The organism is Hydrogenophaga sp., assembly GCF_026125785.1.
Lineage (GTDB): Bacteria > Pseudomonadota > Gammaproteobacteria > Burkholderiales > Burkholderiaceae_C > Hydrogenophaga.
This window is the reverse complement of sequence record NZ_JAHCKL010000003.1, coordinates 225574-238190: the sequence shown is the minus strand read 5'-3', so window position 1 is coordinate 238190 and position 12617 is coordinate 225574. Positions and strand designations below refer to the sequence as shown.

Below are 12617 nucleotides of genomic sequence, written 5' to 3'. Positions count from 1 at the left end.
AACAGAAAACGTAACGACAGAAAGCGCCTCGTCGCACCGAGGGCCTGAACCATCAGGCCGCGATCGCGAGGAACTCGGGTTCGGCCACCAGGGCCTGCAGGTCCAGTTCCTGCCAGGACTGTCCTTGCAGGTCCACCAGCGAACGGGTGAAGTAGCCCGGCGCGCCCGGTGGGCTGGCGCCAACGGCATGGAACATGGCGGGGTTGCGCAAACCCAGCAGGCGATCGATCCAGATCACCGCATTGATGCCCAGTGCGGCGTGCAGGCTGACCAGACGCGATTCGGAGGTGACGCGTTCCGCCCCGGAGACGGGCCGCTCGCTCCCCAGGGCCCCGGCCACCAGTCCCGCCAGGTCGACCACGCCATGCAAGCCGCCGCGCAGGCTGGCCACCCCGGCGTACCAGGGTTTGGTGTAGGGCACCCGCTGCACGGGGAACCAGGGAAAGATCTCACCGGACTGCACCAGCGGAAGCAGGTACCGCTGGCCTGCGGCCTCCACCGCGAGCCAGGTTGCCGTGACGGCTTCGGTCTTGGCGACCGTCAAGCGCTGGGCCAATCGTTCCTGGAGCTCCTTGAGGGACTGACGGTTGGCCATTAGGGTCTGTTCAGAACAAGGCAGCCTTCAGCCGAGCGCCCGGATCTTGGACAGCAGCTCTTCCGCGTTGACCGGCTTGGTGACGTAGTCGCGCGCGCCCTGGCGCATGCCCCATACACGGTCGGTCTCCAGGTTCTTGCTGGTGCACATGACGATCGGAATACTCGAGAACTGCGGGTCCCGCGTGATGGCACGCGTGAGCTGAAAACCATTCTGACCGGGCATCACCACGTCCATCAGGATCAAGTCGGGCTTTTCCTCCCCGATCCGACGAAAGGCCTCGTCCGCATTCTCAGCGGTGCGCACGGTGTAGCCGTTTTTTCCCAGCAGGTCGGAGAGCACCATCAGTTCGGTCTTGGAGTCATCGACCACGAGGATCTTGCGAATGGGCATCTCAGTGCTCCGTAGAGGAAGAAACGGCCGGGGCGGCACCGAACTGCTGCACGGCCTGCAGAAGCTGGTCTTTGGTGAAAGGCTTGGTGAGGTAGTCCTGCGAGCCGACCATGCGGCCGCGCGCCTTGTCGAAAACACCGTCCTTGGAGGAGAGCATCACAACCGGGATGCTGGCAAAGCGCAGGTTGCGCTTGATGATCGCGCAGGTCTGGTAGCCGTCCAGGCGCGGCATGAGGATGTCGCAGAACACCAGGTCGGGCTGGTAGTCGTTGATCTTGGCCAGGGCATCGAAGCCGTCGTCGGCCAGCAGGACCTCGTGGCCCCCCTGCTTGAGGAAAATCTCGGCGCTTCGGCGAATGGTGTTGCTGTCGTCAACCACCAGGACTTTCAGGGCAGGTGCTGTGCTCACGGTTCACTGGCTCCAGATGAAGGACAGGGGGCAAGGGCAGGATCGACCACATCGACTCGGCCCCTTACAAGACCGGCAGAAACCTCAAGCGGGCATCAGATCTGCACCATCTCGAAGTCTTCCTTGCGTGCACCGCACTCGGGGCAGGTCCAGTTCATCGGTACTTCAGCCCAGGGTGTGCCGGGTGCGACGCCGTGGTCCGGCGCACCCGCCGCCTCGTCGTAGATCCACCCGCAGATCAGGCACATCCAAGTCTTGGATTCGGTCATGGTTATAGGAGGCATTGTCTTAGAATGCAAGCATTGTATCGAGCGATGTTTACCGCTCCACAGGCCGTTCAGGCCGGCTGTCGATCACCTCTGCCACGCGGCATGATGTGCGGCCCGAACGGGCTCCGCGCCCACCCGATCCCCCTCCCCTTCCATGCCCGATACACCCGAATCCCGCACCGCCCCCCCGACCGAGGCGCCTGGCGAATCCTCACTGCCCTGCGTGATGGTCTTCAACGCCAGCGACCCCAGCGGCGCGGGTGGGCTGAGCGCGGACATCACGGCCATGTCCAGCGCATCGGCGCACGTGCTGCCGGTGGTCACTGGCGCCTACGTGCGCGACACCTCCGAGGTACACGACCACCTGCCCTTTGACGAGGAGGCCGTGGCCGACCAGGCGCGCTGCGCGCTGGAGGACATGCCGGTGCAGGCCTTCAAGGTCGGCTTCGTCGGCAGCCCGGAAAACCTGAGCACCATCGCCGGCATCACGAGTGACTACGCCGAGGTACCGGTGATCACCTACATGCCGGACCTGTCCTGGTGGGACGAGGTGGAGATCGAGACCTACCTCGACGCCTGCGTGGAACTGCTGCTGCCGCAGACCACGGTGCTGGTGGGCAACCACAGCACGCTCTCGCGCTGGCTGCTGCCGGAGTGGGAGGGCGACCGTCCGCCGAGCGCGCGCGAGGTGGCGCGCGCCGCCGCCGTGCACGGCGTGCCTTACACGCTGGTCACCGGCTTCAATGCCGCCGACCAGCACCTGGAGAGCCATCTCGCGTCACCGGAAACGGTGCTGGCGACGGCACGCTACGAACGCTTCGAGGCCACCTTCAGCGGCGCGGGCGACACGCTCTCGGCCGCCCTGTGCGCACTCATCGCCGGTGGCCAGGACCTGCAGACCGCCTGCGCCGAGGCCCTGACCTACCTGGACCAATGCCTGGACGCCGGCTTCCAGCCCGGCATGGGTCACGCCGTGCCGGACCGCCTGTTCTGGGCCCATGAAGACGAAGCCGCGGGCACCGATGGCGAGGACCAGACCGACAGCACGCTCGACGCCGACGACTTTCCCCTGGACACCACCCGACACTGAACACCCATGACCGACCGCAACCAGCAACTCTTTGACCGTGCCAGGGCCCTGATTCCCGGTGGCGTGAACTCGCCGGTGCGCGCATTCCGCGCCGTTGGCGGCACGCCGCGCTTCGTGCAGCGCGCCCAGGGCGCCCACTTCTGGGACGCCAACGGCCAGCGCTACATCGACTACATCGGCTCCTGGGGCCCGATGATCCTGGGCCATGGCCACCCCGCAGTGGTGGAAGCGGTCCAGCAGGCGGTGCTCGAAGGACTGTCCTACGGCGCGCCGACCGAACGCGAGGTCGAGCTGGCCGAGGCCATCGTCGAGCTGGTGCCCAGCATCGAGATGGTGCGCCTGGTGAGTTCGGGCACCGAGGCGGGCATGAGCACCATCCGGCTCGCGCGCGGGGCCACGGGCCGCAAGAAGATCATCAAGTTCGAAGGCTGCTACCACGGCCATGCCGACGCATTGCTGGTCAAGGCGGGCTCGGGCCTGGCCACCTTCGGCAACCCCACCAGCGCGGGCGTGCCGCCCGAGGTGGTGCAGCACACGCTGGTGCTGGAGTACAACAATGTGGCGCAACTCGAGGCCGCGTTCGCCGAGCACGGCGCCGACATCGCCTGTCTGATCATCGAGCCGATCGCGGGCAACATGAACTTCGTGCGCGCCTCGGTGCCCTTCATGAAGCGCTGCCGCGAGCTGTGCACGCAGCACGGCGCCCTGCTGGCCTTTGACGAAGTGATGACGGGCTTTCGTGTTGCCCTCGGTGGCGCGCAAAGCGTGTACGCCAGGCTGATCCCGGGTTTCGAGCCGGACATGACGGTGATGGGCAAGGTGATTGGTGGCGGCATGCCGCTGGCGGCCTTCGGTGCCAAGCGCGCGGTCATGGAGCACCTCGCACCTCTGGGCCCGGTTTACCAGGCCGGTACGCTGTCGGGCAACCCGGTGGCCACGGCCTGTGGCCTGGCCACCCTGCGCGAGATCCGCAAACCCGGCTTCTACGAGGCGCTCTCGGCCACCACACGCTCGCTGGTCGAAGGCCTCAGCCGCGTGGCGGCAGAAGAAGGTGTGACGCTGTGCGGCGACAGCGAGGGGGGCATGTTCGGCTTCTTCCTGCTCGACGAATTGCCGCAGAACTACGCGCGTGTCCTCACCACCGACGGCGCCCGCTTCAACAGCCTCTTCCATGGCCTGCTGGAGCGCGGCGTCTACATCGCCCCGGCCCTGTACGAAGCCGGGTTCGTGAGCGCGGCCCACACGGCGCAGGACGTCGAGGACACCCTGGCCGCGGCGCGCGAGGCGTTCCGCCGGCTGCCGCGCTGAGGCCGGGGCGGGCGTTCCTCAGCGAGACTGCTTCACCACATCGATCAGGGCCGAATTGGTGTCGGCCAGCAACTGCGTGGTGATGGCGCTGTAGCGCCCCGGGTCCGCATGGATCTCGATGTCCTTGCGCGAGAAGCTCTGGCCGCTGAGCACGCCCGAGAGGAAGCCGATGGCGTTGACCGACGAATCGGTCACGTCCTTGCTCACGCCATAGGCCTGTTCCGAGAACACCGCCTGCCCCAGTTTGACGCTGCTGATGGCATTCGGGCAGTAGCCCACGCAGCGGCTGCCCGACAGCGTCGTGTAGCTGATGCCGCTGCCGGTGCGCACCGACAGGCCCTGCCCCATCGCCACCTCGGCGTTGCCGCCCTTGACCATCGAGCGCCCGCTGCTGGAAGCGTTGAGGAAGTCCACGTAATAGGTCACGTGCATCACGCCGGCTTCCTGTTCCTTGATCAGGTCGGGAAAGACGCGGATCGGGCTCGCCGTGTCAAAACCGGAGAAGCCCGAGGCCACGCCAGCATCGCCCGGGAACAGGGTGAGCTTGGTGCCGCTGGCCGCCACCATGAGCACGTCGCCGGTGGTTGACGAGTCCAGCGCCGCCGGATTGGGCACGCTGGAGAGGCGCGCGTAGGCGGGCGATGAACCCAGGGCCGTGGGCTCGACCACCGTCAGCCCCGAGGCCCTGAGCTTGCGCACGAAATCGGCGTAGGCGGCATCGACAATGGCCTGGTACACGCGCGGCTCCACGCCCAGGAGCTTGCCCTTCATCTGGGCGGACGCGGTATTGGCACTGAACAGCGCGCTGCTCTGCGCGGACGCCTTCACCGACTGGTTGAAGGCCACGCGGAACGAGGCCAGCACCACCTTGTTCTCGCCCTTGATGGAACTGGTGCCCGAGCTCTCCACATTGCCCAGCGGCACACCGAACGCGCCTCGCGCCACGGCGGGCTGGCCGCTGCCGCCGGTGGCCACGCAGCCTGAAAGCATCAAGGCGCCAAGCGCCACGGAAAGAAGAACGTGCGAACGGGGAAAACAGGGCATGGTCGGGGACTCCGGAAGACGGGACAGACAAGACTGTCCCGATTCTTCGCAGGCCCACGAAAGGCGCCTACCCCGCGTTCAGGGGGTTGGTTGCGCGCCCCGCGCGCAATCGGTCACGAAGGCGCTGTCTTCTTCAGTGCCGGAAGTGGCGCACGCCGGAATAGACCATCACCACGCCGCGCTCGTCGGCCGCGTCGATGACCTCCTGGTCGCGCATGGAACCACCCGGCTGGATGACGCAGGTCGCACCGGCGTCGACCACCACGTCCAGTCCGTCGCGGAACGGGAAGAAGGCGTCGCTGGCCACCGCCGTGCCCTGCAGCGAAAGCTGGGCATGGCCCGCCTTGATGCTGGCGATGCGCGCCGAGTCCAGCCGGCTCATCTGCCCCGCCCCCACGCCCATGGTCATGCCGTCCTTGCAGAAGACGATGGCGTTGGATTTGACGAACTTGGCGACCTTCCAGGCGAACAGCAGGTCTTCGATCTGCTGCGCCGTGGGCTGCAGCTTCGTCACCACCTTGAGGTCCTCGCGGCGCAGCACGTGGTTGTCGGCACTTTGGATCAGCAGGCCCGAGCCGATGCGCTTGACGTCGCTCAGGTTCAGGCCCTTGTCCCATGCGGTGGGCCCGCCCGGCGGCAGCGCGATCTCCAGCACGCGCACATTCACCTTGGCCTTGAAGACCGCCAGCGCCTCGTCGCTGTAGCCCGGCGCCATCAGCACCTCGACGAACTGCTTGCTCACCGCTTCGGCAGCGGCCTTGTCCAGCGGACGGTTGAACGCGATGATGCCGCCGAAGGCGCTGGTGGGATCGGTCTGGAAAGCCTTGGCATAGGCCTCGTGGGCGTCCTTGCCCACGGCCACGCCGCAGGGGTTGGCGTGCTTGACGATCACGCAGGCCGGCGTGTCAAAGCTCTTCACGCATTCCCAGGCGGCATCGGCGTCGGCGATGTTGTTGTAGCTCAGTTCCTTGCCTTGCAACTGGCGGGCCGTTACCAGCGAACCGGGCGCCGGCCACAGGTCGCGGTAGAAGGCGGCCGTCTGGTGCGGGTTCTCGCCGTAGCGCAGGTCCTGCAGCTTGACGAAGCGGCCATTGGACTGGCCCGGGTACTCGCTGCGGCGCGGCACGCTGGCGGACTCGTCGAACTCGATCGAGGACAGGTAGTCGCTGATCGCGGCGTCGTAGTTGCTGATGCGGTTGAAGGCAGCGACCGACAGCGCGAACCGCGTCTTCAAGGACAGCCGGCCCTGGTGCCGGAGCTCCTCGACCACGCCGGCGTACTGCGAGGCATCGGTCAGCACCGCCACGTCCTTCCAGTTCTTGGCAGCGCTGCGCACCATGGCGGGCCCGCCGATGTCGATGTTCTCGATCGCGTCCTCCAGCGTGCAGCCGGCCTTGGCCACCGTGGCCTCGAACGGATAGAGGTTGACGACCAGCAGGTCGATGGTGGCGATGCCGTGGGCTTCGAGCGCCGCCATGTGTTCGGGCAGGTCGCGGCGCGCCAGCAGGCCGCCGTGCACCTTGGGATGCAGGGTCTTCACGCGGCCATCGAGCATCTCGGGGAAACCGGTGACCTCGGCCACTTCGGTCACGGGCAGCCCCTGCTCGGCCAGCAGCTTGGCGGTACCGCCGGTGGAAATCAGGGCCACACCCAACTGATGCAGGGACTGGGCCAGTTCGACGATGCCGGTCTTGTCGGAAACGGAGATGAGTGCGCGCATGGGGTTCGGAGGTTGAGCGTTGGATGTTGGGTATTGGACGTTGAGCGAGGAAGACACGCTGAACGCCGAACGCCCAACGCGCCACCTCTGTCAGAGCAATTGGTGTTCGACGAGCTTCTTGCGCAGGGTGTTGCGGTTCAGGCCCAGCCACTGCGCGGCGCGCGACTGGTTGTGCTGGGCCTGTTCCATCACGACTTCCAGCAACGGTTTCTCCACCGCCTTGACCAGCATGTCGTGCAGGTTGGCGGGATCGGTACCGTCCAGGTCGCGGAAGAACGCTTCCAGGCTGGCGCGCACGCAATCGTGCAGTGTGTTCTGTTGCGGTTTCATGCGGCCAGTTTCCAGTTGTCTCTCGAAGGGGTGGTGGCTTGCGACGACCATTCGTCCAGGCTCTCGCTCACGCAGCGCAACTGCGCGTCGATGGAGGTGGCTGCATTCACCCGCGAGCGGAACAGCGCTGCTGCGCCCGGCGGCAGCGGCAGCGACTGCGCGTACCAGCCCAGGTGCTTGCGCGCGCTGCGCACGCCGGTGAACTCGCCATACAGGTCATAGTGATCGTGCAGGTGATCGAGCAGCCAATGCCGGACCTCTTGCAGCGCTGGCGGCGGCAGGTGTTCGCCAGTGGCCAGGAAGTGCGCGATCTCGCGGAATATCCAGGGCCGACCCTGTGCCGCCCGGCCGACCATGATGGCGTCGGCGCCGGTGCGCCGCAGCACCTCGCGCGCCTGCTCGGGTGAATCGATGTCGCCGTTGGCCACCACCGGGATGCGCACCCGGCTCTTGATGTGGGCCACGGTGTCGTGCTCGGCCTGGCCCTTGTAGCCCTGCTCGCGTGTGCGGCCGTGCACGGTGAGCATGCGCACGCCGGCCGCCTCGGCGGCCAGCGCCAGCGTGGGTGCGTTGCGTACACCGGCGCACCAGCCGGTGCGCATCTTGAGGGTGACCGGCACGCCATGCGGTTCACAGGCCGCCACCACCGCCTCGACGATGGAGATGGCCAGCGCCTCGTCCTGCATCAGTGCCGAGCCTGCCCATTTGTTGCAGACCTTCTTGGCCGGGCAGCCCATGTTGATGTCGATGATCTGCGCACCGCGGTCGATGTTGTAGCGCGCCGCGTCGGCCATCATCGGCGCGTCGGTGCCGGCGATCTGCACCGCGATCGGTGAGGCCTCGCCCTCGTGGTTGGCGCGACGAGAAGTCTTGAGACTGTCCTGCAGGTCCGGCCGCGAGGTCACCATCTCGCTCACCGCATAACCCGCGCCGAGCCGCTTGCACAGCTTGCGGAACGGCCGGTCCGTCACCCCCGCCATGGGCGCGACAAACAGGGCATTGGGCAGGGTGAAGGCCCCGAGCTGCATGGCGGTGGGAGAATGGGTGTCGAGCGGTGGAACTGCCGCGAACCCTGCCAGCGCAGGGTGCGAAAGGAAGGGCATTGTATCTGCCTGTTTTTTCAGCAGACGATATCCTTGCCCAGTTTTTTTCCATCCACCTGCCCGACCCGATCGCGAGCGCCACGCCGCCCCTTCATGCCCGACTGGCTGACCTCCCTGCTGGAACTGCTGTCCTTGCCCGAGTTCGGGTTGAGCACGGTGTTCATCGTTGCCTTCATCTCGGCCACGCTGCTGCCCATGGGCTCGGAGCCGGCGGTGTTCGGCCTCATCAAGCTCAACCCGGAGCTGTTCTGGCCCGCCATTCTGGTGGCCACCGCCGGCAACACCGCCGGTGGCGCGCTGAGCTGGCTCATGGGCCTGGGCACCCACAAGGTGGTGGACCGCGCACGCGGCAGCCCGACCGAACTGCGCGCGCTGGCCTGGCTGGAACGCTTCGGGCCCAAGGCCTGCCTGCTGAGCTGGCTGCCCGTCGTCGGCGATCCGCTGTGCGCGGTCGCGGGCTGGCTGCGTTTCCCGTTCTGGCCCTGCGTGGCCTACATGGCCATCGGCAAGTTCCTGCGCTACCTCACCATGACCGCGGCCCTGCTGTGGGTTTTTCCCGGCACCTTCCATCCATGAGCCATCCAGCCTCCTCCCATGCACTGCCCCGCGCCCTGTGGGCGCTGATGGTGGGCAACTTCGTGATCGGCACCGGCGTGATGGCCGTCCCGGGCACGCTGAACGAAATCAGCCACGCCCTGGGCGTGTCCATCCCGCAGGCGGGCCAACTCATCACGGCAGCGGCCATCCTCATGGGGGTGGGCGCACCGGTGTTCGCCTCGCTGGTGGCCGGCTGGGACCGGCGGCGCCTGCTCGCGCTCTCGCTGCTCTGGTATGGCTTGCTCAACGGCGCCTGCGCGCTCGCGCCCAACTACGCCAGTCTGCTGCCCTTGCGCGTGCTGGCCGTGATCGCACCCGCCATCTTCACGCCCCAGGCCGCCGCCAGCGTCGGCCTGCTGGTGCCCGCGGCACAGCGCGGGCGGGCCATCACCTTCATCTTCCTGGGCTGGTCGGTGGCCTCGGTCATGGGCATGCCGCTGGCGGCCTGGATCGGTGGCGAGCTCGGCTGGCGCTGGGCCTTTGGCCTGGTGGGACTCATGTCCCTGGCCAGCGGCTGGTGGGTATGGCGTGAGATGCCCGACGGCATACGCCCCGCCGCGCTCTCGCGCCAGGCCTGGGCGCAGACCCTGGGCTCCGCCCCCTTGATGATGGCCGTCGGCGTGACCCTGCTGGCGGGCTTCGGGCAGTTCGTGCTGTTTTCCTACATGGCACCGTACTTCCAGGAAACGCTGGGCGTGCGCGGCGGCATGCTCTCGCTGATGTTTCTGTGGTTTGGCGCCTTCGGCCTGGCGGGCAACATGCTGATGTCGCGCTGGATCGACCGCATCGGCGCCAGCCGCGCCGTGCTGATCGCGGCAGCGGCCATGGCCTTGAGCCTGCTGCTGTGGCCGCTGGGCCGCCTGGGCATCTGGCAGCAGGGCCTGGTGGTGGTGCCCTGGGCCCTGGGCTGCTTCGCCATGAACTCGGCCCAGCAGGCCCGGCTGGTGCACATGGCGCCAGCGCTCGCTCCGGCCACCGTCGCGCTCAACAGCTCGGGCATCTATGGCGGGCAGGCGCTGGGGGCGGCGCTGGGCGGCGTCATGATCGCGCAGGGGCACATGCTGCAACTGCACCAGGTGGGCTTCGTGCTGCTGCTTGTTTCAATGGCCCTGAGCGTGTGGGCCGCGCACACTCAGAAGCGCTCGAGCGCGCCCAGGTAGCGCCACTGCCCGGCCTGCAGGCCATCGAGCCCGATGCGCCCCAGGCGCTGGCGCCGCAGCGCTGCCAGCTGCAGGCCGGCGCGCTCGGCCAGAAAGGCCACCTGGCCCGGCAGGCTGCCTTTGATCGCCAGCCGCAGGCGGCGCTCGCTCTGCCAGCTCGCGCGCGCATCGGGCAGCCGCTGTCCCTCGAAGAACAGCGGCTGTGTCAGAGACTGCAGCACCGCCGCGCGCCGCTCGGGCGCATCCAGCGCCGCGTCGTCCTGCACCTGCACCAGCCACTCGTGCTCCAGCGGCGTGGCGCGGTCGTCCACACGGCGCTGCACACCGGGGTTCTGCGTGAAGGCCTGCAAACCGCTGGCCTGCGCATCCAGCGGCGCCAGCGCGAACAGGCGGTGGCGATGGACCTTGAGCCCGCGCACCCCGGAGCGATCGGCAGGCGATCGCCGACCGGCATCGAACCAGGCCGCGGCTAGGTCGTCCGGCAGCAGCGGCACATCGGGCAGCGCTTCGCCGGCAGGCTTGTGCCAGACCACCGTGACCGGCGGCAGCGGCTCGCAGCGCGCCTTCGCATCCAGCGCCACGGCCTGCGCCGCATGCACGCGCGCCATCGGTTCTTCCACCAACGCGCCATCGACCCGCACCCAGCCACCGGCGATGTAGAGCTCCGCGTCGCGCCGCGAGCAGCCGAGTTCGGTCGCCAGGCGTTTGGCCAGGCGCTGGGTGGGGTCGTTCACGTCAGGCATGCAGTTCGACACTCTCGGGGGCCACGTCCAGGTACACGAACTCGTCGCAAGCGGCCACGAAGGCCCGCGCCGCGTTGCGCTGGCCAAAGCCGTACACCGGCAGACCGGCCTCCTGGATGCGCGCGGCCAGGCCGGTGAAGTCGCTGTCGGAAGACCCCAGGCAGAAGCCGTCCACGCTGCGCTGGTGCAGCAGATCCATCGCGTCCATGATCAGCGCCGCGTCCGTCGCATTGCGGCCGCGCCGGTAGTGGAACTGCTGGAAGGGGCGGATGGCCAACGGATGCAGCACGTTCTTCCACAGGTTGAGCTGCGGCGTGGTCCAGTCGCCGTACGCGCGGCGCACGATGGGCTGGCCCAGGGCCTGCACCCGCTTCATCAATTGCGGCGCGTACTCGCCGCTCAGGTTCTCGGCGTCGATGAGCAGCGCCAAGCGGCGCTGGGGTGGGGACGATGGTGACGGAGCTTGCATGGATACCTCCCAGTCGATGACACGACGCCACCGGCACCCGGCGAAGGTGGCGGTGGCCCAGACGGGTTGGCATACCGGGACGATCGCTCAGGACCGGCGAGCCATACGGCTCCCCATCCGGGCCACCAAAAGGGGACCGATAACAATAGCCGCAACACCGAGCATTGCCGCCATTTGGTCGAACGATCGTCTTCGAGATGCCAATCTCGGTTGTACTTTAGTTGTACAACGCGCGCAGTATAGACGAGCCCCAGCCCGCCCAGCCACGCCCTGGCGCGCTCAACTGCTGAAGAGGAAGTTCATCACGTCGCCATCCTTAACGACGTAGTCCTTGCCTTCGGCGCGCATCTTGCCGGCGTCCTTGGCGCCCTGCTCGCCCTTGTAGGCGATGAAGTCGTCGAAGGCGATGGTCTGGGCGCGGATATAGCCCTTCTCGAAATCGGTGTGGATCACGCCGGCCGCCTGCGGACCGGTGTCGCCCACGCGGATGGTCCAGGCGCGCACTTCCTTCACGCCGGCGGTGAAATAGGTCTGCAGGCCCAGCAACTGGTAGGCGGCACGGATCAGGCGGTTGAGGCCCGGCTCTTCCTGGCCCAGTTCCTTGAGGAATTCGAGCCGGTCGGCATCGTCCATCTCGGACAGCTCGGCCTCGATCTTGGCGCAGATGGCCACCACGGGCGCGTTCTGCGCGGCGGCGAAGGCCTTGAGGCGATCGAGCAGCGGGTTGTTCTCGAAACCGTCTTCGGCCACGTTGGCCACGAACATGGCGGGCTTGGCGGTGATGAGGAAGAACTGCTTGAGCTGCGCGCGCTCTTCCTTGCTGAAGTCGATGGTGCGCACGGGCTTGGTGTCGTTGAGCGCGGTCTGGCACTTCTCCAGGATGGCGACCTGCTTGGCCGCCTCCTTGTCGCCCGAGCGGGCGATCTTGGTCACCCGCTGCAGGGCTTTCTCCACCGAAGCCAGGTCGGCCAGGCATAGCTCGGTCTGGATGACTTCGATGTCGGCGATCGGGTCCACGCGGCCCGCCACGTGCACGACGTTGGGGTCCTCGAAGCAGCGCACCACGTTGACGATGGCGTCGGTCTCGCGGATGTGGGCCAGGAACTTGTTGCCCAGGCCTTCGCCGGTGCTGGCGCCCGCCACCAGGCCGGCGATGTCCACGAACTCCACGATGGCCGGCACGATGCGCTCGGGTTTGACGATCTCGGCCAGTTGCTGCAGGCGCGGGTCCGGCACCTCCACCACGCCGGTGTTGGGCTCGATGGTGCAGAAGGGGTAGTTCTCGGCCGCGATGCCGGCCTTGGTCAGCGCGTTGAAAAGGGTGGACTTGCCGACGTTGGGCAGGCCCACGATGCCGCATTGGAGGCTCATGGAAAACTTTCGGGTC

15 protein-coding genes are annotated in these 12617 nt (G+C 67.4%); 4 read left to right on the top strand and 11 right to left on the bottom strand.

Annotation, left to right across the window (positions count from 1 at the left end; all coding sequences use genetic code 11):
- Positions 1-52: 52 nt before the first annotated feature.
- The 4 genes from KIT53_RS05125 to KIT53_RS05110 all read right to left on the bottom strand — a co-directional run bounded on the left by KIT53_RS05125 (position 53) and on the right by KIT53_RS05110 (position 1666).
- Complete coding sequence (locus tag KIT53_RS05125) at positions 53-595, bottom strand: chemotaxis protein CheW (RefSeq protein WP_297748653.1); 543 nt, start codon at positions 593-595, stop codon at positions 53-55.
- 27 nt (positions 596-622) lie between these two features.
- Positions 623-988, bottom strand: a complete 366-nt coding sequence (locus KIT53_RS05120) for a response regulator (protein ID WP_297748651.1) — start codon at positions 986-988, stop codon at positions 623-625.
- Position 989: 1 nt separating this feature from the next.
- A complete protein-coding gene (locus KIT53_RS05115) occupies positions 990-1397 on the bottom strand; it encodes a response regulator (protein WP_297748648.1) in 408 nt (135 codons plus the stop codon).
- A gap of 95 nt (positions 1398-1492) precedes the next feature.
- Positions 1493-1666 (bottom strand): rubredoxin, encoded by a 174-nt coding sequence (locus KIT53_RS05110; RefSeq protein WP_297748645.1) that lies wholly within the window; start codon positions 1664-1666, stop codon positions 1493-1495.
- A gap of 154 nt (positions 1667-1820) precedes the next feature.
- Between KIT53_RS05110 and KIT53_RS05105 the strand changes: the two genes are divergently transcribed.
- Both KIT53_RS05105 and hemL read left to right on the top strand, forming a co-directional pair.
- Complete coding sequence (locus tag KIT53_RS05105; protein ID WP_297748642.1) at positions 1821-2756, top strand: bifunctional hydroxymethylpyrimidine kinase/phosphomethylpyrimidine kinase; 936 nt, start codon at positions 1821-1823, stop codon at positions 2754-2756.
- A gap of 6 nt (positions 2757-2762) precedes the next feature.
- Positions 2763-4064, top strand: a complete 1302-nt coding sequence (hemL, locus tag KIT53_RS05100) for a glutamate-1-semialdehyde 2,1-aminomutase (RefSeq protein ID WP_297748638.1) — start codon at positions 2763-2765, stop codon at positions 4062-4064.
- Positions 4065-4082: 18 nt separating this feature from the next.
- On the opposite strand, the gene KIT53_RS05095 is transcribed toward hemL, so the two are convergent.
- The 4 genes from KIT53_RS05095 to dusB all read right to left on the bottom strand — a co-directional run bounded on the left by KIT53_RS05095 (position 4083) and on the right by dusB (position 8186).
- On the bottom strand, positions 4083-5108 hold the full coding sequence (locus KIT53_RS05095) for a hypothetical protein (protein WP_297748635.1): 1026 nt from the start codon (positions 5106-5108) through the stop codon (positions 4083-4085).
- Positions 5109-5241: 133 nt separating this feature from the next.
- Positions 5242-6828: a bifunctional phosphoribosylaminoimidazolecarboxamide formyltransferase/IMP cyclohydrolase gene (gene purH, locus KIT53_RS05090; protein WP_297748632.1), complete on the bottom strand. Its 1587-nt coding sequence runs from the start codon at positions 6826-6828 to the stop codon at positions 5242-5244.
- 90 nt (positions 6829-6918) lie between these two features.
- Positions 6919-7158 carry a helix-turn-helix domain-containing protein gene (locus KIT53_RS05085; protein ID WP_297748629.1) on the bottom strand — a complete coding sequence of 80 codons (240 nt, stop codon included), beginning with the start codon at positions 7156-7158 and terminating at the stop codon, positions 6919-6921.
- A complete protein-coding gene (dusB, locus tag KIT53_RS05080; protein WP_297748626.1) occupies positions 7155-8186 on the bottom strand; it encodes a tRNA dihydrouridine synthase DusB in 1032 nt (343 codons plus the stop codon). Before dusB ends, KIT53_RS05085 begins: the two co-directional genes overlap by 4 nt.
- A gap of 168 nt (positions 8187-8354) precedes the next feature.
- On the opposite strand from dusB, the gene KIT53_RS05075 reads away from it, so the two are divergent.
- Together KIT53_RS05075 and KIT53_RS05070 are read left to right on the top strand one after the other, a co-directional pair.
- A complete protein-coding gene (locus KIT53_RS05075; protein WP_297748623.1) occupies positions 8355-8837 on the top strand; it encodes a YqaA family protein in 483 nt (160 codons plus the stop codon).
- Complete coding sequence (locus KIT53_RS05070) at positions 8834-10018, top strand: MFS transporter (protein WP_297748620.1); 1185 nt, start codon at positions 8834-8836, stop codon at positions 10016-10018. The genes KIT53_RS05075 and KIT53_RS05070 overlap by 4 nt, the downstream gene beginning before the upstream one ends.
- Here KIT53_RS05070 and KIT53_RS05065 read toward each other — a convergent pair.
- The 3 genes from KIT53_RS05065 to ychF form a co-directional block, all read right to left on the bottom strand.
- Positions 9991-10752: an RNA pseudouridine synthase gene (locus tag KIT53_RS05065; protein WP_297748617.1), complete on the bottom strand. Its 762-nt coding sequence runs from the start codon at positions 10750-10752 to the stop codon at positions 9991-9993. The two genes, KIT53_RS05070 and KIT53_RS05065, sit on opposite strands and share 28 nt — an antisense overlap.
- Position 10753: 1 nt before the next feature.
- On the bottom strand, positions 10754-11230 hold the full coding sequence (locus tag KIT53_RS05060) for an NYN domain-containing protein (RefSeq protein WP_297748614.1): 477 nt from the start codon (positions 11228-11230) through the stop codon (positions 10754-10756).
- 279 nt (positions 11231-11509) lie between these two features.
- Positions 11510-12601 carry a redox-regulated ATPase YchF gene (gene ychF / locus KIT53_RS05055; protein WP_297748611.1) on the bottom strand — a complete coding sequence of 364 codons (1092 nt, stop codon included), beginning with the start codon at positions 12599-12601 and terminating at the stop codon, positions 11510-11512.
- Positions 12602-12617 lie beyond the last annotated feature (16 nt).

Bases quoted from the DNA above. Each gene is read 5' to 3' on its own strand.
- KIT53_RS05095 (WP_297748635.1), bottom strand. From the start codon at position 5,108: ATGCCCTGTTTTCCCCGTTCGCACGTTCTTCTTTCCGTGGCGCTTGGC.
- KIT53_RS05070 (WP_297748620.1), top strand. From the start codon at position 8,834: ATGAGCCATCCAGCCTCCTCCCATGCACTGCCCCGCGCCCTGTGGGCG.
- ychF (WP_297748611.1), bottom strand. From the start codon at position 12,601: ATGAGCCTCCAATGCGGCATCGTGGGCCTGCCCAACGTCGGCAAGTCC.
- KIT53_RS05105 (WP_297748642.1), top strand. From the start codon at position 1,821: ATGCCCGATACACCCGAATCCCGCACCGCCCCCCCGACCGAGGCGCCT.
- KIT53_RS05085 (WP_297748629.1), bottom strand. From the start codon at position 7,158: ATGAAACCGCAACAGAACACACTGCACGATTGCGTGCGCGCCAGCCTG.
- KIT53_RS05075 (WP_297748623.1), top strand. From the start codon at position 8,355: ATGCCCGACTGGCTGACCTCCCTGCTGGAACTGCTGTCCTTGCCCGAG.
- KIT53_RS05125 (WP_297748653.1), bottom strand. From the start codon at position 595: ATGGCCAACCGTCAGTCCCTCAAGGAGCTCCAGGAACGATTGGCCCAG.
- purH (WP_297748632.1), bottom strand. From the start codon at position 6,828: ATGCGCGCACTCATCTCCGTTTCCGACAAGACCGGCATCGTCGAACTG.
- KIT53_RS05060 (WP_297748614.1), bottom strand. From the start codon at position 11,230: ATGCAAGCTCCGTCACCATCGTCCCCACCCCAGCGCCGCTTGGCGCTG.
- KIT53_RS05110 (WP_297748645.1), bottom strand. From the start codon at position 1,666: ATGACCGAATCCAAGACTTGGATGTGCCTGATCTGCGGGTGGATCTAC.
- KIT53_RS05120 (WP_297748651.1), bottom strand. From the start codon at position 988: ATGCCCATTCGCAAGATCCTCGTGGTCGATGACTCCAAGACCGAACTG.
- dusB (WP_297748626.1), bottom strand. From the start codon at position 8,186: ATGCAGCTCGGGGCCTTCACCCTGCCCAATGCCCTGTTTGTCGCGCCC.
- hemL (WP_297748638.1), top strand. From the start codon at position 2,763: ATGACCGACCGCAACCAGCAACTCTTTGACCGTGCCAGGGCCCTGATT.